A 23,969-nucleotide genomic window follows, 5' to 3' on the forward strand; every position below is an offset into this window, starting at 1 on the left:
AAAGAGCGAGCCAAGGTAAAAGCGGAATGTCTGCGCTTGTTAATCACTTTAAGGTTAAATCCTGCGAAAATGCAATTAATTTCTGGATTTATTGATACTTATCTCAATCTAAATCCAGTGGAAGAGAGACAATTTCAAGAAGAGATTAGCACATTTAGTCAACCCGTACAGGAGGGAGTTATGCAAATTACCACCAGTTGGATGCGTCAAGGTATTGAACAAGGTATTGAACAAGGTATCGAACGGGGTATTGAACAAGGTATTGAACGGGAAAAGACATTGATTCTTCGTCAAATTAAACGAAAGTTAGGGGAGATTAATCCTTCATTGGAAACTAAAATTATGCTGTTAAGTATTGATGATGTCGAAGTATTAGGAGAAGCTTTATTCGATTTCTCTACGGTTGAAGATTTAATCAATTGGTTAAATACTTTAACTGCTTAGTTTATGTTAGCGATCGCATCTTTGCAACAAATGAGAAAACGGGTTTCTTTGAGAAACCCGTTTTCTTGTATAAATATTAATTTCTGTTACAGGGATCTTGAAAAATTCGGGATTCTTTGCATAAAATAGCCGCAGTCATCCTTTGCGGTTAATGTCATGACTTCTACCCTTTTGCCGAGCTTTCCTGCTGTTGACGATGCTTTGTTCGATTTTGCTCAATCTGATGGCTTGAGTCAAGCTAATCAGGTGAATAGTGCGAGAAATCAGCGTTTAACCGCTACCGTAGTTTTCCTCAATGCTGGTGTTACCGATTATCAAAGTCTCCAAGCTGGGGTAATTCCAGAAGTCGCCACCGTTATTCTCTCTCCCAATCAAGACGGAATCGAACAAATATCCGCTTTTTTACCACAAAATCCCCAGATTACCACCACCACCTCTATTATTAAATCGGTGCGTTACGCTATCGCGCTTCACAGCCTACGAGTAAGCAAACAACTCAAATGAACCCAACAACCGCCAATTATGATGAACCCTGGAAAGAAGCATTAACCGAGTATTTTGAAGCGTTTTTATACTTCTTTTTTCCCGAAGTTCACCAATTAATTGATTGGACAAAAATTCCCGAATCTCTAGAAAAAGAACTGAAACGTATTACCGCTTCAGCAAAGACAAAAAAACGTTTTGCTGACAAACTCTATTCAGTTATCAGTTACCAGTTATCAGTTATCAGTTACCACTTCCCCACTGATTACTGACTCAGTAAGTAATCTCAATTAATTGTTAGATAATTGTTAGATAGTGGGACAGGCTTCTGGTTCTTTGTCTGTTATCTTTAATTGTAAACCGGCTACCTAGTTGATGATAGGTGGTGCGTTACGACGGATTGTTACCTTTAAGTCAAAACAGGAATTTTTGCCGTCTAACGCACCCTACGTTTTACTATTGCCTGTTGCCAGTTTCCCTAACTAACCGAGAAAGAATCAACGATAGTTTCAAAGAGTTCTTGAATTTGCGTCCAACGTTTTTGGGAAGTGGAAAGATTAAAAGAATAGAGTTTATTATTATTAACCGTGACGCTGGCCAGATTATGACGTTCTTGGCCGTTGGCTAATTTAACTTGATATTCGAGGATATAATAATCTTGGCCGTCGATTTGATGAGATTCTGAGCGAATTAATTCTACTTCCTTATCAAGATTGGGGTTAAGACTGTTATTTTTTAGGAGACGATAGCCAACTTCCGAGGGTGTCCCTAAATCTGTTAAGGTTTTATTGTCGGGGACGGGGTTGATAATAACGCTTAAATTTTCACTCGTTTCGATCAGATCATGAAAAACCACATCTACTCCTGCAACTTTTTTCACATCCACCTGCGTCCAACCCTTAGGATATAAAAATTGATAGCCTTGGCTGCCACTGGTGTATCCTTGCAGTCCAGCGATGGGAGTTGCACAAGCGGTGAAGAGGAGGGTGGTGATTAGGAGGAAAGTCGCCAAAAGAGATTTAATCATGATATTTTGACCTGTAAGTAGGGCTGTTTAATTTTACCTTGAATTGTTTAGGTGAACGGATTATGAAAATTAAGAAAAAATTGACAATTATTATAGCTATAGCGACTTTTTTACTGACTATCTCTCCCCTAAGCTCTCAAACTACCGCTAACCCCGTCAAGGCTGTAGAATTTTATAATCGGGGGGTGGATCGTTTAAGCGCAGGGGATTACTCAGGGGCGATCGCAGATTTTACTCAAGCTCTACAATTAGAACCGAAGGATGCCGATGCTTACTATAATCGCGGCTATGCGGAATTAGTTCTCGGCCAGTACGAGCGAGCGATCGCAGATTATACCCAGACCTTGACAATCAACCCCAATTATGTTAATGCTCTCGGTAATCGTTGTTATGCCTATTATCTGACGAAAAAATACGAGGCAGCGGTGGAAGATTGCACAAAAGCGATTACTTTAAACGGAAATTTTGCTGATTTCTTTATTTATCGCGGTAATGCCAAGGATGACTTGGGAAGACACGCAGAAGCGATCGAGGATTACACAAAAGCTTTGAGTTTACAGGGAACCAGAGGACAGGATCGCATTTTCTATAATCGCGCTCTAGCCTATAACCGAGCCGGACAGCAGGAAATGGCTTTAAGGGACTATGATGAGAGTCTGAAAATCAATGCTAATTTTGCCGAAGCGTACCACAATCGGGGTTTAACCCATTATAAATTGGGAAACAGGGAAAAAGCGATCGCTGATTTAGAGGCGGCAGCTCGTCTAGCGTTATCTCAGGGTAAACAGGGGACTGCGGCTAAGTCTCAATCAGCAGTGGCATTAATTCAGGCTCAAAAGCCCTAAAACAGGGAGTAGTTGTGATTTTAGCACTAAAGAGGAGTAAAAAGGGCTAAATCGCAACTACGAGGGACTAAATTTTAGCCAGCTTGGGATGCGTAAAAAGCGACGGCTAACAGTCCACCCACAAGTGTGATCGCAGCAACACCCCAGAAAAGATAATTACGTTGTTGCGATTTAGTCGGGGGATCCGCTTGATAAACTTTCGGTTCGGCGGCGAAATTATTTAAGCGTCCACCTTCTTCGTTTGTATAAGGCATAATCAAAACCTCAAATATGTCAATTTTTCAGGAAAAAAATCCTCTTATTACAATAGTACAACATATTAGTAACCGAGTCGGGGATGTGGGAAATTCTCACGGGGATAACAATTCTTAGTCTGGGGGTAACTGCCGGACTCTGCTACTTTTATTGGCGATCGCAGTTTCAAGGATTGAAACTGCGAAAACAACTTAAAAAAGGCTAATCACAACTAGAAAAAACTATAATTGAATTGTCCCAACATCTAGCATAGTATAGCCAAGAATTACAGCAAGCAGTAGCTAAAACCAATCAAGCTAAACAGATAAAAAAACAATTTTTAGGGAAAATTACTGCGGAATTTCGCGACCCTCTGGCGATGAATGTTATTAGAGCGAGTTTCTCTGGACAGCCTAGCAGAAATTCGCCCCAGACATCTCTGGTTTTATTTTCCCTAAAATGGTGGTAAATAACCCATAGCATTTTTGACTCGATCGAGAGTTTGATTGGCCACCGCTTCTGCTTTGAGACGACCTTGCCGCAAAACCGTGGCTAAATAATCTTTATCCTCTCTAATTTGAGCGTATTTTTCCTGAATAGGTTTCAGAGATTCTATGGTAACTTCTGTTAACATCGGTTTAAATTGTCCCCAACCTAAATCGGCACATTCTGATGCGACCACCTCTTGACTTTTTCCCGATAAAATGCTATAGAGAGTTAATAAATTATGGCATTCGGGCCGTTCCGGATCATCGAAAGTTAAACCCTTAACTAGATCGGTTTTACAGCGTTTAATTTTCTTGGCAATGACATCGGGACTATCGAGAATATTAATCCGACTCATCTCGGAAGGATCGGATTTAGACATTTTATTCCGGCCATCGGTTAAACTCATCACCCGCGCTCCTTCCTTGCGGATCATCGGATCAGGAAGTTTTAAAATTGGTTGTTTCGGTTGTCCAAAAAGATGATTAATTCTAACGGCTATATCGCGGGTTAATTCTAAATGTTGTTTTTGATCTTCTCCCACGGGTACTTTATCGGCATCGTAGAGTAAGATATCGGCGGCCATTAGCACGGGATAATCGAGTAAACCTGTGCCAACATTTTCCCCCTGTTTAATCGCTTTTTCTTTAAATTGAATCATATCGGTTAACCAATTTAAAGGGGTGATACAATTCAATAACCAAGTTAATTCTGTATGAGCTTTAACGTGGGATTGGACAAAGATAGTCGCATATTCTAAATCAATTCCGCAGGCTAAATATAGAGCGGCAATTGCTAAAGTATCCTCCGCAAGAGTGGCGGGATTATGGGGAACGGTGATCGCGTGTAAATCGACCACACAAAAGAAATTATCGTAGTCTTTTTGTCCCTCCACCCAATTGCGGATCGCACCGAGATAATTGCCTAAATGTAAATTGCCAGTTGGTTGCACACCAGATAAGATTCTTTGTTTACCCATAACTCCTGCGATCGCTTTTTATCATGATTTTATTGTATCAGTTTTTGCGGCTAATTTCATCCTAAATCCAATTGGGAAAAATCATTCTCAGATAATAATCCCGCACTGACAGGGGAATGCCTAAATAAATTGGTAGCCAATGGATAAAAGCAAAAATTATCAAAATTATCAGCGAGCGCGAGCCATTTTTATAAATAGGACTGGAACTTTCTAACCCATCGGCTAAGAGCCAAGCTAGAGCAATCAAAGTGAAGCTATAGGCAGCCATATAATGATAGAGAAAGGTACAGCGACTAATTTTTAACCAGGGCAGCAGATTGGCAATATAGTTACAGATAAGATAGGCGGAAATTACCCGCTCTTTTCGGTTAAATAATCGACTAAAAACCACTAGAATCGCTCCCGTAGAAAACCACCACAAAAACGGATTTCCCATAGCGTGAACATCATAAATTTTATCACCTAATCTCTCAAAATAATAAGCCACTGGTCGCCCCATTACTAACCAACTATACCAGGGAGAACAATAGGGATGAACATCAGATTGATTACCTTTTATTCTCTGATGAAATGACCAAATTTCCTGATGTACTTGCCAAAAATTATATTGATGGTTGACGAGAAGATGCGGTATCCACAGTAAACTATAGGTAACTAGGGGAAAGACAATTAAAGCGATAAAAATGTCCTCTAATCTCAGGTTAGTTGCCTTTGTCCAAAGATGATCTTTTGACTGCTCTTGATTAAATAATTTTATTAACCAAGCAATACCGATAAAAATAAATATTCCCAGTAAAAATCCTAAGCCATTCCATTTAATATTTGCCGCTAAACCGAAAGAAACTCCTGATAATAATAGCCAATTGAGTTTCTGATTTTTCTGGAGTGCTAATAAAAAAAATAATTGTCCATACAAACCGAATAAAATTAAGTAAATATTGTTGAGAGCATAGCGGGATTCCACCAGAAATAATCCTTCTAAACTAGCGAGGAAAGTTGTGATTAAAAATACAGTTTTTCTCTGGGTTAATTGATAAGCAATTCCCCCAATAATTAGGGGAATAAAAGAACCAGTCAAAGCATTTAACCAGCGATAACTAAAAGTTGAGCGCAGGGAACCTGTTAAATTATTAATGGTTTCAGGATCGGCAGGAAAATGGGAACCAATCCAGATACTAATAGCAATTAAATATTGACTTAACGGTGGATGAGACTGGAAAAATTCTTTACCGATTAGATATTCATTGCCGTATTTAGCATAATAAACTTCATCGAAAACAAGTGTATTAAATTGACTGAGATTCCAAAATCTTATCGCCAGAGAAAATAAAAATATCCCTAGGATAGATAGGTTAAATTTTACTTGAGAATTCATGGAAAAATAATAGTTATTATAACTGGGAATTTTCTGTTAAACGCAAGCGAAATTCTTTGACAGCCAAACGGGGATTAGGATGGTTAACATATTCGGCTAATAATTCTAAATTTAAATCTGGTAATAAAGCACTTTTAGGGATTAAAATATATTCGCCATTCTCTTGCAAAGAATAGATTTTTAACTGATTATCTTGCCAAAACCAAACCTCTTGAGTTCCCAATCTTTTATAAACTTCTAAAACTTTCAGGCTGCCACTGGTTAAGATTATTTCGATCGCCAAATCAGGAAACTCTTTTTCTGTAAATAAACAAAAACATTTGTCAGGTTCTTTTCCCGCTTCTTTTTCCTGTTTTCGCAAAGTGGTGGAACCTAATCCCCAGAAATCAATTTCAGCATATTCTAAATAAGCTTCTACTAATCTACCAATATCTTCTTTGCTAACTTCGTGACGACGACTAGGAGCCATAATTTCTACCATTCCATCTAAGTAAGTAATGCGATAACTGGAACTATCTTCTAAATGTTTTAAGAGGGTTTCGTACTGTTGCCAATTAACCCCAGAAATTAACATTCTTTGTTCAGGATCATTAGCTTTTAACTCGAAATCTTCTAATCCTTGTAACCGAATCGTAGTCATCATACAATTAATTACCTCGTCTATTTTACTTAATTACTCAGGAAGACTTATTTTGATTTCTTCTGGCGTTAATTTTAGCGCGTAAAATCCTCACTTTATAGGGATCAGCATCTTTTCGCCACAGGATCTGATAGCCTTTGATTGTAGCACAATTCTCCTCTAAACATTTTTGCCAACCCTGTAAACGTTCGATCGCTTTTCTATCTTCTAACAATCCCCAATCCTTTTCTAATTGAGTTAAGCGAACCAATTTATCATAGTTAGGATAATCCGCCATTACTAAAAGCTCTTTTTCGTGTAGAATTGGCGGATTAGGACTATCCCGGTAATCGCGAAAACTAAAATCAGCCGAACCTAAATATACATCCATGCTAGTAGCTAAAATCGGATGAATTTCTGTATCAAAATTGGGGTAATAGAGATAGGAAATTTTGGGTTGACGAAAAGATAAACGAACAACGTTAGCATTTTCTAACCGTCCGATAGTTTGACTAGCACAACCTTCATATAAGCGTAATAACATCGGTAATTTTTCCAGAATGCTAATATGAATAGTTAGGGAATAACGGGAAAGTTTGCCTAGGGAACTATTTTCACAAGCACGAGCGATCGCTGGCAGATTTCCCGCACTTATTAACACTTCTTCTGCTAAAGCGCAAGCATTGCGATAACTGCCAAATAAAGCTTTAAAATCGGCACGGGTAGCGGGGGATAATTCCCGTACTTTCGGACAGTGGCTAAATTGACTTAAAGCTAAATAAAGTAAAAGATCGGCGCGTCTTTTGTCGGCAATTATCTCCCATTCTTCCGCTTCTGTTACTTGTAGAATCACTTGAAAAGCGCGTCTAAAAGTGCCAAATTCTGCCTTAATTTCCTCCTCTTGCAATAATTCTCCTGCAACGGGTAAACGTCCCTGCTGGGTGTAAAATTCCATTAGGGGAGTTAATAAATCTTCGTAATCTTCAAAGCGTTTGAGATGGGTTTTAATTTTAGGAGTGGTAGTGCGGGAACGACATCTGGATAAACGAAAAGCTTCCGCTTTCTCTTCCTCTCGAAAAACTAGATAAACTCCCAAAGTTATCGGAATAGAATCAACCCCCAAAGTATTATCAATATACTGTTTTAGTTCTTCCTGTTGATAGTATTTTTGAAAGGTATTTCGACGGGTTATAATTCCATCTTCATAAGCCATTAGACCCCGTTCGCTATCATCAATTAAAATCTGTGCCGAAACGATTAAAACTTGACGGGTTAATTGCCAAGCTTTTAATAAAGCTTCCTGTCGTTCTTCCGCGGATTCAATAACATTAATTACATAGCCTAAATTAACAATATCAGATTCAATTAAAGGACTATCGGGACGATAATACGGATCCCAACCTTCACTTTGATAACCCTGTTCAGCTATGCGTTCTATATCACCTCCATAACCACAACCGTAATCAAAAAAAGTGGTTTCAGGAAGAAATAATCCCGCCGCTAATGCTAATCTTGCTGGACGAGAAAGGGTTTTGCGAACAAGAGCGGCTTTGTGGCGATCAATTATTATCGATTTTTCCCTTTGTCCCTCTAGATTACAAACTAAATAATCTCCTGCAAAATCAAGGTGATGCTTTCTTAAAAGCCGTTGCCATTCCTGTTTAGTACCGATGGGATAAGAACTATTTAAAAGTCCTAAAGCACTCTCGATTTTTGTAAGATGCTCGAATTCTTCATAAAGAGGATAGTCCCTAGTAACAAAAGTTTCTTTTCGGTGTAAAATGGGCGGATTATCAGCATTTTGATAATTCCATTCACTTAAGATTAATGTCCCCATATCTACCACTAAACTTTTAGTTAAAACTGGGTGAGGTTCCCGATCAAAATCGGGATAAAAAAGATAGGATATTTTCGGTTTATCGGTGCTAAATTTAATTATTGTTGCCTCAGATAAATGCTGATTAATTCTTGCTTGTTGTTCGTAATCCTGAAGGATAGGATCCAGTTGCTGTAATGCTTCTTGATGAACATAAAGCGCCCCCGGTAATAGTTTACCGATGGGACTAACTTGACACAGTTGCACGATTAAGGCGAAATTCTCAGCCATGGCAATTAATCTGTCTAATAACAAATTCTAGAGACAGAAAAAACTAAATAAATCTAGTTAAATGAACCCGATAGCGCTCTTTTTTTGTCACAGTCACCTCACCCACTTCTAAACGACCTTTTCCCCGAAAAGAAATCAAATCACCGGTTTTAACGTTATAACTAGATTGACTGATATCTTTCCAGTTAACTCGCACATCCCCGGCGCTAATTGCTTCGGCCATTTTACTGCGAGAAATGCCAAAACCCGCCGATGCGATCGCATCCAAACGTAAGGAAGCTTCCACAGTATTAATTTCTTTTTTTTGCGGTGGTCTAACTTTTAATTCCGTCAAAGGAATCGGGCTAGTTTTCACGGGAACCGAACGCACTTGTAGTAAATTAGCAGATAAAAAATCTGCCAATTCAGGCACTACAATTGCCTGCGCTCCTCGCTCACCTAAAACGATTATATCGCCGACTTTTTCCCGAACAATCCCCGTCCCCAACATCGCCCCTAAAAAATCCCGGTGGTTAGCGGTATCAAACAGAAAATTACCGGCAATATCAAGGGCAGATAGGGGAATATCTGTTACTGCCAAAGGTAAATCAACTCTAGCAATACCGAGGCGCTGTCTTTCCGCTTGGGGATAACCGCCCCATTTTTGCATTGATACATCAGTTAAACGCTGAAAAACTCGTTCTACTTCCGCCAAAACCGCAGGAGAAAGAAAGTCTGTCACCGTCACTTCCCAAGTCTTAATCGCTTGTTCGGCTTTATCAATAACTTTCGCTATGTCCTCGCGGTTTTCAACACCCTTTAGTAATTCTTCTCTTGGTAACATTGTTTTCTGGTAATTAATCAAAAATTCTTAGGAAAAAATCAGATGACCGATAACCTATTCCTAATAACCGTTCACTGTTCTAGGGCGTATCCTTGCAGATTTTCGGGGTTAAATTGGCGGAGGATAAGAGTCGCTTGATTTTTCAGGTTTTCCGAACCCTGCACGACAATAATATATTTTCCCGCACCGAGACGATTGCGATAGGGAAGTGCATCGCCACTGCCGGACGATAAACCCACGCCACCACCGACGAAAATACTGCCCATCGCCCCCCCAATCGCCCCAGCAATGCCGCCGACGATATGATTGCCCGGTTCTCCGGCCCAATCAAAGGTATGCAATCCCGTAATCAGGTTAAAAAGGTAGCCCCCGGCAAAACCGAAGGGAATTAGCCAAAAAGCCATGAGAGTAGCCCGTTTTTTGGCCTGTTGGAAGGGATCGATCAAACCGAACTCATCGGCACTTTTATAGCCTCGACCGAGAATGGTCACTTGAGATTGGGGAATTCCCGCTTTTTCGAGGGCAACGGCAGCTTCTTCTGCTTCTATGCGATCAGCTAACACGGCAATGAGATAATTCATATTCTCCAACTTTTCAGGCTATCTTCATCTCCTATTGTAAGGATTTTGGGGACCGAAAAGCCCCTCGCTCGAGAAAATATGCAAGGGGATGGGAAAAAATTATTTTATTTGGCTTATTTCTGGCAATAATTGACCATAAAGATCAAGGGAGATGGTCTAATTATCATTATTAACAAGAAGTTTCTCCAGATTATTACCATTGATATCATACTGTCAAGCTTGACTCACTTGTGTCATGATTTTAATGTTATCCTGGTTCACTCCTGACGGAAAAACTAAAAAATAGGTTAGAGTTCCGGCAATGATAGCTAGTCCTAAGGAATAGATAAGAAAAAGAGCAAGAAAACCCGTGCGATTGCCCTGTCAATCGTAGCTGATTGGGTCGCCCTTTTTTCGGTAGTGGGCAAGAACCCTCCTGCAGCCACTCCCACCAATCCGACTTTAGTTGTGGGTTCTGGAATGGTTTCCCTGCGTTCTTGCAAAACTTCAAGGTAAAGTTCCATCGCTTCTTTAATATTTTCCTGAACCTCTTCAAAGGTATCTCCAATGGTTTGCTCAAGAATTACTTAGGATACTGACGCGGACTTTTTCCCCATTTTGCAAAGGTTTACTACTATTGACCACGAAACGCTCCCCCGGTTCGAGTCCAGTGATAATTTCTACTTGACCGTCAAGCGCTTGACCGAGACGAACAGGCCGTTTTTCTACTTGCGAGTTAGACTCGGAAAGGACGAAAATTGCCGCGGACTCCCCTTGACCGACAATTGCCGTTTCCGGAACAATCACCTGAGGGGCAGAATTATTATTAAACCGTACCCGGGCCAATAATCCCCCTTTGATTAAACCATCTCCATTGGGTAGAGTAATCTCCACGGGAATCCGCCGGGCCGTGCCTTGGCTGAGGGGAAAAATCCTGGTGATGCGACCGGAAAATTTTCTCTCACCGAAAGCATCAAGGCTGACATTAACCGTTTGTCCTAAATTAATCGTTTTTAAATCCAATTCTGATAATAATACTACCACCTTGACCTGTTGAAAATCGCCAATTTTGAGGACTTCATCGCCGATACTGACTAAATCCCCCAGCTCTTTCAGTTTTTCGATAACTATCCCCGTCGCCGGTGATTTAAGAATAGCGTAGGCCTGACGTTGTTGTTCCTGAGCGATGACCGATTTTTGGGCGGCAATTCTGCCGATAATTGCGGCCACTACCTGCTCCTCGACTTTAATTCTTGATCGCGCGCTATTAACGGCTTTTAAAGCCACTGCAGCTGTAGTTTGGGCTGTTTCGCCCTGTTGCAGGGGAATCGCCCCTTCTAGGGCTAATTTTTGCAGGCGATCAGCATCATTTTTGGCCTGTTGGTATTGTAGTTGTAGGCGCTCCACTTCAATTTCAGCGTTACTGACTTCAATTCTCGCCCGGGCTAATTCCGCTTCTAGGGCCGACAGGGCGGCTTTTTCTTGCCGGACAACGGTGGCGAGGAGACGATCATCAACACGGGCGAGGATTTGTCCTAATTGCACCTCATCTCCCACATCGACAAGGAGATTGAGTAACTGACCAGTGGCTTGCGATCGCAAAGAAACGACTTTTAAAGGTCGGGTGGTTCCCGTGTAGTCGAGATTGCGTTCGATGGTTGCTGGTGTAGCCGTGGTGACGTTGACGGTAGTAGTACGGGCCGTTGGTGGCGGTGCTTGGGTTTCGGTCCGGGGAGAACAACTGGCACTGAAGGATAAAATAACCAGAGCGGAAAGGATAATCGGATTCGATCCCATGGCGATAGTCCTAGTAGAAAGCCGCTTTTGAGTCGATGGTCGCCTATTCTTCGTCCCAAGCTTCTACCGCTACCACTTCGCTGAGAGGGTCTTGCATGGAGAAACCGAAATCGAGCAACTCTTGCTTCCAGTATCCCCACTCATCTCCGTATAAGAGAGCCAGTTTCCAGATACTATCGCTAGGTTTGACTACTTTTGCATCTATCCACTTGCTAACCTTGCGTTGAAACTTCACCATCGGGTGAGCTACAGCTTGTTTGGTCATAAATTCAATTGCTATGAAAACTTCAGATTTTGCGCTTCCCGACTAAACTAACTTCTAAGACTTTTGCCATTACAAAGGAGTGAGAAGCGCATTTATTAACTTACTTGTACACCATATCTCTGGTTTTAGGCAAGTCTTTTTGAGCAAAAGTACGGTAATTACTACTATAGATTAGTATAACCGGAGGCCACAATCATGGAACCGATGCCTAGATCGGTGAAAATTTCCAGTAAAAGGGCGTGGGGAAGACGACCATCGATAATATGAGCGGCCTGAACTCCCTGGGCCAGCGATCGCACACAGCAGCCAACTTTGGGAATCATCCCGCCGGCAACGATGCCTTTTTGAATCAACTCCCGGGCCTGTTGGATATCCAATTTAGCCAATAAGGTGGAAGGGTCTTTGTAATTCTCTAAAATTCCAGCTGTATCGGTCATCAAAATTAGTTTAGCTGCCCCTAAAGCCGCCGCTATTTCTCCGGCTACCGTATCGGCATTGATATTATGAGCTTGGCCAGTTTCATCGGCGGCCACACTGGAAATCACGGGAATATAGCCACTATTGACCAAGGATTCGACGAGGCTAGTATCGACACTGCTCACTTCTCCCACAAAACCAATGCCCTCTTTACCCACGGGACGGGCAGTGATCAGATTACCATCCTTACCGCATAATCCTACCGCTTTACCGCCGGCTTGATTGATCAGGGCAACAATTTCTTTATTGACGCGCCCCACCAGCACCATTTCTACCACATCCATGGTGTCGGCATCGGTGACGCGTAAACCGTCTTTAAATTGGGGTTCAATGCCTAATTTATCCAGCCAACTGTTGATTTCCGGACCGCCGCCGTGGACAATAACGGGACGAACCCCCACACAGGAGAGAAAAACGATATCTCGCATGACCGTGTCTTTGATAGCGCTGTTATTCATGGCCGCGCCACCGTATTTAACCACTACGGTGCGACCGCGAAATTCTTGTATATAGGGTAGGGCTTCGCTGAGGATTTTCACCCGTTGGGCATCGTTTTCGTGGGTATTATTGTTCATGGGTTTTTTTACCTGTCTGATTCAGTGATCAGTTTAGCGGTTTCGGGTTTGACAAAAACTGTTCACCTTGAACCGATTGCTAGAAAGTCTTAGAATTGCCGAATTTTTCGACGCAACGGACAAAAATCTCCACTCCCATGCCCAACACCGATTCATCGAAATCAAAGCGAGGATGATGGTGGGGATAGGCTAATCCTAATTCGGGATTGGCGGACCCCAAGAAGAAATAACAGCCCGGTACTTCTTGTAAAAAGAAGGACATATCTTCCCCTCCCAGGGTTTGACACTCGGGAACGATTCCGGCCGGGGTTTCCACCACTTGTGCGGCGATTGAGCGTACTAATTCCGCCATCTGATCATGATTGATTACCGGGGGATACAATTGCCAGTAATCGAATTGATAACTAGCCCCCTGACTTTGACAGATGCCCGCGATAATTTCTTGCATCCGTTGTCGGAAATAGCCCCCTAACTGGGGATTGAAATAGCGCACTGTCCCACTGAGATTAGCACTATCGGCGATCACGTTTCTAGCGGTTCCCGCCGCTAATTTACCCACAGTCACCACGGCGGCATCGAGGGGGTTAAGATTGCGGGCGACGATGGTTTGCAAGGCGTTGACGATTTGGGCCGCCACCAGTATTGAATCGACGGTTTGATGGGGAATTGCCCCGTGGCCGCCCCGGCCTTGAATCTGGAGATCGAAACATTCCACCGCCGCCATTAAAGGCCCATTTTTCACGCCCACTGTCCCTAATGGCAGATTATTCCAGAGATGCAACCCGATAATTCCCTCCACGTCGGGATTTTTCAGCACTCCCGCTTCGATCATCGGTTTCGCCCCCCCCGGCCCCTCTTCGGCGGGTTGGAAAATAATTTTTACAGTCCCCTTGACATCGTGACGGTTTTGTGCTAGGTAAACTGCTGTGCCGAGGGCGATGGCTGTGTGACCATCGTGACCACAGGCGTGCATTTGGCCCGGATGTTGGGAACGATAGGGGACTTGGTTTTCTTCGGCGATCGGTAGTGCATCCATATCTGCCCGCAGGGCTAAAACTGGCCCCGGTTGACTGCCTTCGATAATGGCGACAATTCCGGTGCCGGCGATGCCGGTTTGATGGTCAATTCCGTATTTAGTCAGGGTTTGACTGATTAAGGAGGCGGTGAGATGTTCTTGAAAGCCTAGTTCTGGTTTTTGGTGTATTTGTCGGCGCCAGTGGACTAATTGCGGCTGCAGGCAACGAATAGCAAGGCGAATTTCAGCGCCATTTAAGCTATTAGGAACGGGAATGGAGGAAATCATCGGGTTCGGACGGCTAGATTTTTTGATCACTGGTTTCTAGTTTAACTTCAGGAGACACAGGAGGCAGGAGTCAGGAGGCAGGAAATAGGGTGTTAGAGTGTTAGGGTTTTAGGGTTTTAGGGTTTTAGGGTTTTAGTTGAAATTCCCCCACTTCCCCACTTCCCCACCTCCCCACTTCATAATTCATAATTCATAATTCCCACTTCCCCACCTCCCCACTTCCCCACTTCCCCACCTCCCCACTTCATAATTCATAATTCATAATTCATAATTCCCACTTCCCCACTTCCCCACCTCCCCACTTCCCCACTTCCCCACTTCATAATTCATAATTCATAATTCCCACTTCCCCACCTCCCCACCTCCCCACTTCCCCACTTCCCACACCCTTCTTTACAAAACTTCATCGTATTTCAGGGCTGGAAAGGGCGATCCTTGGGTAATAGGGGAAGGGAAAGCGGGGAAATATTAAAAAAAACTTAAATTTTTTATCTTGCTGGCCTTTATACCCTTAAAGCCTTGCTGTCTCTGATTTCTCGACGGTGAGAGGCTTTGAGCAATGTCAGGAATCGATGACCAACTCGATCGAGTCATTGTTAAGTGACTGTTACAAAAAGACAGCAAAAAACTTAATAAGATGTAACAAACAAAGTTTCGACAGCAGTGTATAAATTTAATTTGAGGGGCCAAGATAACAGACAAAAGTTAAGCTGGATACTTGTTTAACCTCCTTAGGTGATTTATGAGAGAGCCATGAAGTTTTTTCAGGTTTCTTGAAGTAAATCGCAACAATCGCGGTCAAGGCTAGTCCAGGCTGACCGTGAAATCCCTTAAGAGGGAAAACCTTTTAATTGCAACCAAATCCCATTTAAATTTAGGAGATTGTCACAATGTTTGACGCATTCACCCGGGTAGTATCCCAAGCTGATGCTCGCGGCGAATATTTAAGCTCTTCCCAACTAGACGCTCTGAGCGCCATGGTTGCCGACAGCAACAAACGCATGGACTCTGTTAACCGGATCACCAGTAACGCTTCCACCATCGTTGCCAACGCCGCTCGTAGCCTGTTCGCTGAACAGCCGCAACTGATCACCCCCGGTGGTAATGCCTACACCAGCCGTCGTATGGCCGCTTGCTTACGCGACATGGAAATCATCTTGCGCTATGTCACCTACGCTACCTTCGCTGGGGACGGCAGTGTTCTCGATGATCGTTGCTTAAATGGTCTTCGCGAAACCTATGTAGCTTTAGGAGTACCAGGAGCTTCCGTAGCTGCTGGCGTAAGCAAAATGAAAGAAGCTGCTTTATCCATTGCTAACGATCGCAACGGTGTCACCCTCGGCGATTGCAGTGCTTTAATGTCTGAAATTGCCAGCTACTTCGACCGCGCCGCCGCTGCTGTCGCCTAGTCCTTGGGGCTAGTCTTAATTAAACCGTAGGAAACTTATTGCAAGATTATTGGGAGATACCAAACAATGAAAACCCCCCTTACCGAAGCCGTAGCAGCCGCTGATTCTCAAGGCCGTTTCTTAAGCAGCACCGAAATCCAAGTTGCTTTCGGTCGTTTTCGTCAAGCTTCTGCCAGCCTCACCGCCGCTAAAGCTTTAACCGAAAAAGCTAGTTCTTTGATCTCCGGTGCTGCTCAAGCTGTGTACAACAAGTACCCCTACACCACCCAAATGCAAGGTGCTAACTTTGCTGCAGACCAACGCGGTAAAGACAAATGCGCTCGTGACATCGGTTACTACCTCCGCATGGTGACCTACTGCTTAGTTGCTGGTGGAACCGGTCCGATGGACGAGTACCTTATCGCTGGTATCGACGAAATCAACCGCACCTTCGACCTGTCTCCTAGCTGGTACATCGAAGCTCTCAAATACATCAAAGCCAACCATGGTTTAAGTGGCGACCCCGCGGTAGAAGCCAACTCCTATATCGACTACGCGATCAACGCTCTCAGCTAGTCCGAGTCGAAAAAACTGCTGGTCTGGAAAGACAGGAGGTTGTTAGCAAAAGGGTTAGCAATCACCTGTTCTTCCAGACCTTGTTATATCCATCGTCAAGACGGCCAGGTAATCGAACTGATCCTCACCTAGTTTTGAGGGGTTAGAAAACGATCATTTTTTTGTAGGAGAACTTTAGTGGCAATTACTACCTCAGCTTCTCGTTTAGGGACAACCGCTTTTAGCGAGGTTGCTCCCGTGGAATTACGTCCCGATTGGTCCCGTGATGACGCACAGGCAGTTATTCGCGCTGTCTATCGTCAGGTGCTAGGCAATGACTATATCATGCGTTCCGAGCGCCTTACCAGTGCCGAATCCTTACTCTGCAACGGTTCGATCACCGTGCGGGAATTCGTCCGCGCCGTGGCCAAATCGGAACTGTATAAGAACAAATTCTTCTACGGTAACTTCCAAACCCGGGTCATCGAACTTAATATCAAACATCTTTTAGGTCGCGCTCCCTACGATGAGTCGGAAGTGATCTATCACCTCGATCTTTACGAAAACCAAGGATTCGAGGCCGATATCGACTCCTATATCGATTCCGCCGAATATACCGAAAACTTCGGCGATAGCATCGTTCCCTACTATCGCGGTTTCGCCACCCAACCCGGTCAAAAAACCGTGGGATTTACCCGGATGTTCCAACTCTATCGCGGTTATGCCAACAGCGATCGCTCTCAGATTGCCGGCAAAACCTCCCGTTTAGCGGTGGAATTAGCTCAAAACGGTGCTTCGGCAGTGGTCGGTCCCTCCGGTGGCAGCGATGGTTGGGCCTATCGTCCCTCCGGTCAACGCAACACCCCGAGTAAAGCTCTTGGTGGTAGTGTGGCCTATGGTGATGTGGGTAAGCTCTATCGCGTGGAAATTGCCGCTATTAGCAAACCGGGTTATCCCAGTGTCCGTCGCAGTAGCAAAGCGGTTATCGTCCCCTTTGAACAGTTAAATAACACCCTGCAACAGATCAACCGTCTCGGTGGCAAAGTTGCCAGCATCACCCCCGCTAGTTTGAACTAATTTTCTAGCTTAAGATAGCTAAAAGTCTCCCGGGCAGCCGTCAGGTTCACCGGGAGACTTCTTTCTAGGGAACTGGCAGAAATTGACCCTCAGCAGATCGAGCAAACCTGTAGAATAAGAGTAATTCCCTCGTTTTAATGCCTGTGACTGTCACTTCGATCGCTTTTGACTCTATCGATACTGCCTTAGCGGAAATCAAAGCCGGACGTGCCATTGTCGTAGTTGATGATGAGAATCGCGAAAATGAAGGAGATCTAATCTGTGCGGCCCAATTTGCCACCCCCGATATGATTAACTTCATGGCAGTGCAAGCTCGCGGTTTAATCTGTCTGGCAATGACAGGAGAGCGTCTTGATGCTCTCGAATTGCCTTTGATGGTGACAAAAAACACCGATAGCAATCAAACCGCTTTTACCGTTAGCATCGATGCCGCTCCCCATTTAGGGGTTAAAACTGGCATTTCGGCAGAAGATCGGGCGAAAACCGTGCAAGTTGCTATTAATCCGGTCACTCGTCCCGACGATCTCACCCGTCCCGGTCATGTCTTCCCGATTCGTGCTAAAGCCGGTGGAGTCTTAAAACGCGCCGGTCATACGGAGGCAGCCGTGGATCTAGCTCGATTAGCCGGGTTGTATCCAGCGGGAGTTATCTGTGAGATCCAAAATCCCGATGGTTCCATGGCCCGTTTACCGCAACTATTTGAATACGCTCGTCAACATAATTTAAAGTTAATCAGCATTGCCGATCTGATCAGTTATCGCTTAAAATATGATCGCTTTGTCCATCGGGAAACGGTCTGTGATTTTCCTAGTCAATTCGGCACTTTTCAGCTTTATGCTTACCGAAATTTATTAGATCAAACCGAACATATCGCTATTGTGAAAGGGGATCCCGCTCTCTTTGGTGATCAACCTGTAATGGTACGAATGCACTCAGAATGTCTGACCGGGGATGCTTTGGGATCCTTGCGTTGCGATTGTCGGCAACAGTTACAAGCTGCCCTAAAAATGATCGAAAACAACGGGTTGGGGGTGGTGGTTTACCTGCGACAGGAAGGACGGGGAATTGGCTTAATTAATAAGCTAAAAGCCTATTCTTTACAGGATATGGGACTAGATACGGTGGAAGCCAACGAAAGATTAGGATTTCCCGCCGATTTGCGCGATTACGGCATGGGAGCGCAAATGCTCAACGATTTGGGGGTGAGAAATATTCGTTTAATTACCAATAATCCCCGTAAAATTGCCGGATTAAAAGGCTATGGTTTGGAAATAGTCGAGCGAGTACCTTTGCTGATCGAGGCTAATGATTATAATTCCAATTATCTGGCCACAAAAGCGGAAAAGTTAGGACATCTATTCTTACAAACCTATCTAGTTACCATCGCTCTTAGTTGGGGGGAAAATCCGCCGTCGATTTCCCAAAGATATCATCAATTAGAGAAATTACGGCAGTTAAGTCGCGCTAATCAATTATCTCTCCAAGAAGAAACCCGACCGGTAGCCAATGCTCTTTTTGATCGCGCCCCTTTGATCGTACATTTAGGTTTAGATATTCGTCAGGGGGTCAGCAGTAATTGGTATAAAAATCCTTCCCATCCCTACCTTCTGGTTATTGAAAAGATATTAAATGACATTAAAGATTGGTCGGAAATTGAACGCCTAGAATTTTTAATTTCCGACGGAGGCGATTCGATGACAGGATTACAAATGAAACTCGCTCGTCAAAAAATGTCCGATGAAGATTTATCACAATTACCACAATTAGCTACCCAAATTATCTACAGTTTTACTCGTGAGTCAGCCAAAAATTAGTTTTTTATGACCGTAGTTTTGCCTCTTGCCTCATCTCAACAAGCAATTTAAATATTTAACAGCTTAACAGTTATAATTAAATAAAGCTAGTGTAACGGGGAAAAACTATGACAACTCTCGACATTTTACCGGAAGTTACCTGTCCCCCCACCGATTTATGGAGTGATGAACCGCCTTGGGAAAGTGATCTACATCTGCAACAAATTACAATTCTGATCGGTTGTTTAGAAAGGTTATGGCAAGAAAGAAGTAATTACTATACTTCGGGCAATCTTACCATCTACTATCACGAAGAACAACTAAAAAAACGTGATTTTTTTTTGTAGTCCTGATTTTTTTGTCCTCTTAGATACAGATAAAACGTCCCCGCAAAAGTTGGGTGGTTTGGGGAGAACAGGGTAAATATCCCAATGTGATCGTGGAGATTCTTTCCGATTCTACGGCCAATATTGACCGGAATAAAAAGAAAATTCTCTACCAAAATACTTTTCGGACTCCTAACTATTTCTGGTTTGATCATGAAAGTTTAGAACTGCAATGATTGCTTCTCTTGGGGGTTTTTAGGCAGAAAAGGCGACCCTTTGGCTCCTCTCAGGCTTCGACGGTGAACCCGGTGTTAAAACTATTTGGTTGGGACTCCGAAGGTGACATGATATCAGCCAGACTTGGAAACTATCTCATCAAATTAGTCCCCCATAGAAACCCCTTGAGCCATCATGCACACTTTTCTCTTTTTGTCAAATTTTATGTTAAGAAAGATGTGACTAATGGATAGGCTTATCAAGGGGGGATCAATCTTCAATTTAATTAGAACCACTTAACTTACTTGACTAGAATTTAACCTTACTAGCCAACCAATTAGTAATTAATTTCGGGCTATTTTTCTTCACCCAATAGAGAGCATAAATTCTGAATATAGGCTTAGAAAAACGAGCGATCGCTTTCATAATAAAATTTAAGTAACGACTATGAAACTTTTTATTAATTAAATTTAACGAACCCACATCGTAAAGACAGTCGATGATAATTCTAAAAGTCGTTTCCTCTCTTTGGAATAAACTATCTATTAACAATAGCACTTCCTGAATCCGTTGCTGTTTAAGCTGTTCCTCTTCGGAAACAGCCGAGAGAATCTGCTGCTGCTTAGATAATTTACTATCCGATGGGGTTAACATGATATGGTAGGAAAAAAATTAACTTGTTTTGATTTTATCCCTATTTGCCGATTTTGCAAGACCAAACCCCCCATCTATCCCCATTTTTACAATAACACGGATCTTTCCTCTCCCATGCCGTCTTGACTGTGATTGCTGTGATTGTGTCATGGACTGTGATTGATTAAGAAAAATAGGGCAGAATAAAATTATGAAAGCTAAAATGAGGACTGAATCATGAATGCTCCCTTAACCACAAGTTTACTTTAGCAGTACAGGAATTTACCACTGAAGCAATCTCTAAAATCCCTATATTGTGGGAAAAAATCAAAACCCAATAATATAATAAACTCAACCCTCATCACCCCGATTTTATCTATCGACCCTCTTACAGGAGCAGCGATCGCAGTTGGTTCGATTATTGCCACTAAAGCGTTAGAGAAAACTGGTGAAAAAGTGGGAGAGAAAGTTTGGCAACAAACAGAAAAATTTCTCACTTCCCTGAAACAAGTTTCTCCAGATACTGTCACCGCAATTGAAAAAGCACCCGAACAACCTTTAGATTATGGACAGGCAATTCTGGAGGTTGAATCTGTTGCTAAAACCAGTCCCGAATTAAGCCAAATTATAACCGAGTTGGTTGACATTGTAGAAGCCGAACCTTTACCTAATTTAAAGGATATTCTTAACAATATTGCTAAGGGTTTGCAATCTCAATCCTCTGGACAAAAAATCTATATCAAAACCATTGAAAAAATTGTTAATTTTTCTCAAAGGGACATTAATATTAATGAACAAAATATCACCATGTAATGTCTTGGGTGCGTGCAATGCACCCCGACGGAACCGAAAAAAATGCCATTGTAGGGGCGAACTGCGTTCGCCCTTCCCCTTTTGATGTGTTAATATTGTATGATTAAACATTTTTTTCACAGCATTATGTTACCAATATGGATCAAAAAATAGTCAATTATGCTCAAGGCAATATCAATATTGACAAGCAAAATATTTATAATTATCCGCCTAACCAAGAGCCTCCTCAACCCAATCCTCACAATTTATCTAATAGTAATATACCTAGATTTGTTAGGTAGACTGCCCAGTTTTATTTGACTTTGCTTCACCAAGAAGTAAAAATGCCAAAATTGCCCATCTGCGAATCAATAAAACAAAAAGAATCGAAAGAATAATGACAGCAAAAGCAATTATCAATTTTGAAGATATTGAGTATGGCGAGTAATTTAAAGATAATTTATTAAAAGCGAACTCAATAATCTCAATAAATAAATGATGACAGATATAAATTCCATAAGTTGTACTTAAAATACTATTCGTAATCTTAGATACTTTGTAAGTTGGCCGCATTAAACAAGCTATCAAAATAGCTACTGGAAGAAGGAGGCTAGAGACTGCAAGGGAAGAAACCCCTTTCTTTTCAACACCCAAGAAAATTAAGGCAAAAGCACTTATAACACTAAAAACAAATACCTTGTTTCTCATTTGCATAAAATGCGGTAGCAAAGTCAGTACGGACTGAGAAATAAAAGTGTAGTATAAAGCCCTTGAAAAAAAGTCATTACTAAAACCTAAATAACTAGTTCCTCTAAAAAAATTACTAGCAACAATTAATGATATAATAGAAAAAATAGCTAGAAACTTAGCTGAAATTTTGCAATCTCGATCTACAAACAAAGTGTAAATTGCTGACGCTACTATTAAAAAACACAAAAGTAGAGGGAGAAAATAAAGCTGAACCGCTGCTCCTCCAAGGAATATAATTGCGAACCAATCATAATCTAATCTCGTCTGAGTTGCCAGGGATTTCACAGTGCGAGATATAAGGTAGATAGCGCTCCAAGAGAAATATGGAATTAAAATACGCCAGACATTAATTTTATCGAATCTAGCAGCTTTTGACTGAAATAGGTAAAGAGATGTGAGCAGAAAAAAGGGTACGGCACCTATCCCGAAGTATGCTGTCATCTTTTCTGCATTTAATGAGGATGGTTCTAGGTGAATCAGGATTACGCCGAAGGCGTAGATTAATCGAATATAGTCAATTGTATAGTTTCGTGCCATGGCATGATATCGATTTGAAGACAGAATTGTGGATTGTTTTTATTCTACTGTGCCTTGAGTGAAGCTAAGATATATGGCAGCAATTGGGATTCTTCATTAGACAGTATATCTCGACTTACCCCGTATAAACATACTAGCTATGGCTAAAAGTCTTACAGAGCCTGAGTTAAAGCAATGCAATACTAAAGAACTACTGGACACAAAATCCTGAAGTTCTTACCCAGATAGGGTTTGAGGCAAAAATTTTCAAATTTGACCTTTAGACCATTATAGCTTGTTTCGGGGCAGAAAACCAGCAAAAACATGGCTACAGAGGGAATCCCTTACTCTAGAGATTAATGACACTATCTGTCAAGATCAGGTTAGCGATCACTATACAGCCAACTCTACGGAATCGCTCTACTCCAGCTACAGTCAACGGTACAGCGGCCCGACGGCTCGACTGAGCATCGCCGAACGTCTGAGCATCGCCGAACGTCCATTTTCAAGTAAAAAATGTACCCAGTAGTCTCTTTTCAATTTTTTCTTAGAAGCTCCATGCAGTAAGGGTTTTGTTAATTTTATAGTATTTATGTATGGGTGAAGTCCAGACATAAGCTGTCCCCCTCCAGAGACTTAAGTAAAAATACTTAGCTGGTGAAGGTTTTCTCGGTGGCCGCTAGGGGGGTCTTGAGAACCCTAATTATGAAAAAATAGGGGCTCTTCGGTAATTGTTATGCAAATAATTAACTTAAAATAAAATTCGATAAAAGTAACTACGCTCAAAAATAGCTGAAATTAATACAGGAAAAGACTTGAGGCACAAACTGGTTAATACCAAAAGATATACAATTGAGTTAAAATTTAATATAATAGCCAAAAACCAGAGTATTTTACTTATGATACTTGACAAATTTTTGAATCTAGAAGCAACCTCTATTCAAGGCTATCGACACCTAGAAAATATCGGTATAGTTTGACCAGTCGAATCGAAAAATCAAAAAGCAACGGCTCGACTGAGCTCGCCGAACGTCCTGTTCTCATTGTGGGTTAGAGAGCGATAAACTACACCAAAATCATCGACATTTAGTCAAAAGACCTCTTGCAAAAGTCTTAAGTCGATCCTTGTACAGGAACATTTTTGAAGATTATCAACTACTAATAAATAATTAACTGAAAGTCCCTCCCATTATTGTTTCTATCGTTTGTTTTCGGATTTATGCAAGAGGTCTAAAGATTTACCAATCTCAGGACAACCAGTGTACCTACAAGTTAATCGTCGTCAATTTAAGTGCAATAATTGTCGAAAACCCTTTAGCGAAGAGTTAGATTTTGTCGCCAGTAAACGAACCTATACGAAAAGACTAGCCGAAAATATACTCGAACAATTAAAAGAAGAAGATATTTTAAATGTTAGTCGAAGAAATGACGTAACGGAATTTGAAAAAGATGCACGAGTTAAAGGAAGAATTTAGAAAGATTTATGAAACCTCAAAGAATCCGACAGAAGGACTGCTATCCATC

Annotated in this window: 24 protein-coding genes and 2 pseudogenes; 12 read left to right on the top strand and 14 right to left on the bottom strand. The window is 42.1% G+C overall.

Features of this window, described 5'->3' with window-relative positions:
- The 3 genes from ACE1AQ_RS13330 to ACE1AQ_RS13340 all read left to right on the top strand — a co-directional run.
- The coding region (locus ACE1AQ_RS13330; protein ID WP_374808564.1) for a DUF4351 domain-containing protein at positions 1–444 on the top strand (444 nt) is incomplete at its 5' end.
- A gap of 156 nt (positions 445–600) precedes the next feature.
- A complete protein-coding gene (locus ACE1AQ_RS13335; protein ID WP_110546067.1) occupies positions 601–948 on the top strand; it encodes a DUF4347 domain-containing protein in 348 nt (115 codons plus the stop codon).
- A complete protein-coding gene (locus ACE1AQ_RS13340) occupies positions 945–1,199 on the top strand; it encodes a hypothetical protein (RefSeq protein ID WP_374808566.1) in 255 nt (84 codons plus the stop codon). Before ACE1AQ_RS13335 ends, ACE1AQ_RS13340 begins: the two co-directional genes overlap by 4 nt.
- 206 nt (positions 1,200–1,405) lie before the next feature.
- Here the strand turns inward: ACE1AQ_RS13340 and psbP are convergent, their stop codons facing one another.
- Positions 1,406–1,954, bottom strand: a complete 549-nt coding sequence (psbP, locus tag ACE1AQ_RS13345) for a photosystem II reaction center PsbP (RefSeq protein WP_008205525.1) — start codon at positions 1,952–1,954, stop codon at positions 1,406–1,408.
- 62 nt (positions 1,955–2,016) lie between these two features.
- Between psbP and ACE1AQ_RS13350 the strand changes: the two genes are divergently transcribed.
- A complete protein-coding gene (locus tag ACE1AQ_RS13350; protein WP_008205523.1) occupies positions 2,017–2,799 on the top strand; it encodes a tetratricopeptide repeat protein in 783 nt (260 codons plus the stop codon).
- A 74-nt stretch (positions 2,800–2,873) separates the two neighbouring features.
- On the opposite strand, the gene psb34 is transcribed toward ACE1AQ_RS13350, so the two are convergent.
- The 11 genes from psb34 to ACE1AQ_RS13405 all read right to left on the bottom strand — a co-directional run bounded on the left by psb34 (position 2,874) and on the right by ACE1AQ_RS13405 (position 14,399).
- Positions 2,874–3,053: a photosystem II assembly protein Psb34 gene (gene psb34 / locus ACE1AQ_RS13355; protein WP_002732326.1), complete on the bottom strand. Its 180-nt coding sequence runs from the start codon at positions 3,051–3,053 to the stop codon at positions 2,874–2,876.
- 434 nt (positions 3,054–3,487) lie between these two features.
- The gene (gene trpS / locus ACE1AQ_RS13360; protein WP_043997738.1) at positions 3,488–4,498 is read right to left on the bottom strand and encodes a tryptophan--tRNA ligase; all 1,011 of its coding nucleotides are present in this window, start codon (positions 4,496–4,498) and stop codon (positions 3,488–3,490) included.
- Positions 4,499–4,559: 61 nt separating this feature from the next.
- Complete coding sequence (locus ACE1AQ_RS13365) at positions 4,560–5,873, bottom strand: dolichyl-phosphate-mannose--protein mannosyltransferase (protein ID WP_110544432.1); 1,314 nt, start codon at positions 5,871–5,873, stop codon at positions 4,560–4,562.
- Between the two features lie 16 nt (positions 5,874–5,889).
- Positions 5,890–6,516, bottom strand: coding sequence for a Uma2 family endonuclease (locus ACE1AQ_RS13370; protein WP_008205518.1), 627 nt, complete (start codon positions 6,514–6,516; stop codon positions 5,890–5,892).
- 34 nt (positions 6,517–6,550) lie between these two features.
- Entirely contained in the window at positions 6,551–8,599 is a 2,049-nt protein-coding gene (locus tag ACE1AQ_RS13375; protein WP_106908990.1) for a DNA phosphorothioation-associated putative methyltransferase, read from the bottom strand.
- 43 nt (positions 8,600–8,642) lie between these two features.
- Entirely contained in the window at positions 8,643–9,422 is a 780-nt protein-coding gene (locus ACE1AQ_RS13380; RefSeq protein WP_008205514.1) for a photosystem II S4 domain protein, read from the bottom strand.
- A gap of 71 nt (positions 9,423–9,493) precedes the next feature.
- Positions 9,494–10,003 (bottom strand): hypothetical protein, encoded by a 510-nt coding sequence (locus ACE1AQ_RS13385; protein WP_002796683.1) that lies wholly within the window; start codon positions 10,001–10,003, stop codon positions 9,494–9,496.
- A gap of 555 nt (positions 10,004–10,558) precedes the next feature.
- Positions 10,559–11,779, bottom strand: a complete 1,221-nt coding sequence (locus ACE1AQ_RS13390; RefSeq protein WP_106908989.1) for an efflux RND transporter periplasmic adaptor subunit — start codon at positions 11,777–11,779, stop codon at positions 10,559–10,561.
- Between the two features lie 43 nt (positions 11,780–11,822).
- On the bottom strand, positions 11,823–12,044 hold the full coding sequence (locus tag ACE1AQ_RS13395) for a DUF4327 family protein (RefSeq protein WP_002759020.1): 222 nt from the start codon (positions 12,042–12,044) through the stop codon (positions 11,823–11,825).
- A 164-nt stretch (positions 12,045–12,208) separates the two neighbouring features.
- Positions 12,209–13,096 (bottom strand): acetylglutamate kinase, encoded by an 888-nt coding sequence (gene argB, locus ACE1AQ_RS13400; RefSeq protein ID WP_008205511.1) that lies wholly within the window; start codon positions 13,094–13,096, stop codon positions 12,209–12,211.
- A 79-nt stretch (positions 13,097–13,175) separates the two neighbouring features.
- The gene (locus ACE1AQ_RS13405) at positions 13,176–14,399 is read right to left on the bottom strand and encodes a M20 family metallopeptidase (RefSeq protein WP_008205510.1); all 1,224 of its coding nucleotides are present in this window, start codon (positions 14,397–14,399) and stop codon (positions 13,176–13,178) included.
- An 890-nt stretch (positions 14,400–15,289) separates the two neighbouring features.
- On the opposite strand from ACE1AQ_RS13405, the gene ACE1AQ_RS13410 reads away from it, so the two are divergent.
- From ACE1AQ_RS13410 to ACE1AQ_RS13430, 5 genes and pseudogenes are all read left to right on the top strand, one after another.
- On the top strand, positions 15,290–15,808 hold the full coding sequence (locus ACE1AQ_RS13410; RefSeq protein WP_008205509.1) for a phycocyanin subunit beta: 519 nt from the start codon (positions 15,290–15,292) through the stop codon (positions 15,806–15,808).
- A 66-nt stretch (positions 15,809–15,874) separates the two neighbouring features.
- The gene (gene cpcA, locus ACE1AQ_RS13415) at positions 15,875–16,363 is read left to right on the top strand and encodes a phycocyanin subunit alpha (protein WP_008205508.1); all 489 of its coding nucleotides are present in this window, start codon (positions 15,875–15,877) and stop codon (positions 16,361–16,363) included.
- A gap of 177 nt (positions 16,364–16,540) precedes the next feature.
- Entirely contained in the window at positions 16,541–17,419 is an 879-nt protein-coding gene (locus tag ACE1AQ_RS13420; RefSeq protein ID WP_374808570.1) for a phycobilisome rod-core linker polypeptide, read from the top strand.
- A 137-nt stretch (positions 17,420–17,556) separates the two neighbouring features.
- Positions 17,557–19,233 (top strand): bifunctional 3,4-dihydroxy-2-butanone-4-phosphate synthase/GTP cyclohydrolase II, encoded by a 1,677-nt coding sequence (ribBA, locus tag ACE1AQ_RS13425; protein WP_008205506.1) that lies wholly within the window; start codon positions 17,557–17,559, stop codon positions 19,231–19,233.
- Positions 19,234–19,340: 107 nt separating this feature from the next.
- Positions 19,341–19,771, top strand: a pseudogene (locus ACE1AQ_RS13430) (Uma2 family endonuclease); the annotation flags it as partial.
- 292 nt (positions 19,772–20,063) lie between these two features.
- Here ACE1AQ_RS13430 and ACE1AQ_RS13435 read toward each other — a convergent pair.
- The gene (locus ACE1AQ_RS13435; RefSeq protein ID WP_002756080.1) at positions 20,064–20,408 is read right to left on the bottom strand and encodes a hypothetical protein; all 345 of its coding nucleotides are present in this window, start codon (positions 20,406–20,408) and stop codon (positions 20,064–20,066) included.
- 357 nt (positions 20,409–20,765) lie between these two features.
- Between ACE1AQ_RS13435 and ACE1AQ_RS13440 the strand changes: the two genes are divergently transcribed.
- Positions 20,766–21,200, top strand: a complete 435-nt coding sequence (locus tag ACE1AQ_RS13440) for a hypothetical protein (RefSeq protein WP_039900490.1) — start codon at positions 20,766–20,768, stop codon at positions 21,198–21,200.
- A 273-nt stretch (positions 21,201–21,473) separates the two neighbouring features.
- On the opposite strand, the gene ACE1AQ_RS13445 is transcribed toward ACE1AQ_RS13440, so the two are convergent.
- The gene (locus ACE1AQ_RS13445; protein ID WP_110544434.1) at positions 21,474–22,466 is read right to left on the bottom strand and encodes an acyltransferase family protein; all 993 of its coding nucleotides are present in this window, start codon (positions 22,464–22,466) and stop codon (positions 21,474–21,476) included.
- Between the two features lie 274 nt (positions 22,467–22,740).
- On the opposite strand from ACE1AQ_RS13445, the gene ACE1AQ_RS13450 reads away from it, so the two are divergent.
- Complete coding sequence (locus ACE1AQ_RS13450; RefSeq protein ID WP_374808573.1) at positions 22,741–22,974, top strand: hypothetical protein; 234 nt, start codon at positions 22,741–22,743, stop codon at positions 22,972–22,974.
- Between the two features lie 370 nt (positions 22,975–23,344).
- Positions 23,345–23,890: pseudogene (locus ACE1AQ_RS13455) on the top strand (transposase family protein); the annotation flags it as partial.
- Between the last annotated feature and the right edge of the window lie 79 nt (positions 23,891–23,969).

The sequence above is a fragment of the Microcystis sp. BLCC-F209 genome (assembly GCF_041928595.1).
In the GTDB taxonomy this organism is placed as follows: domain Bacteria; phylum Cyanobacteriota; class Cyanobacteriia; order Cyanobacteriales; family Microcystaceae; genus Microcystis.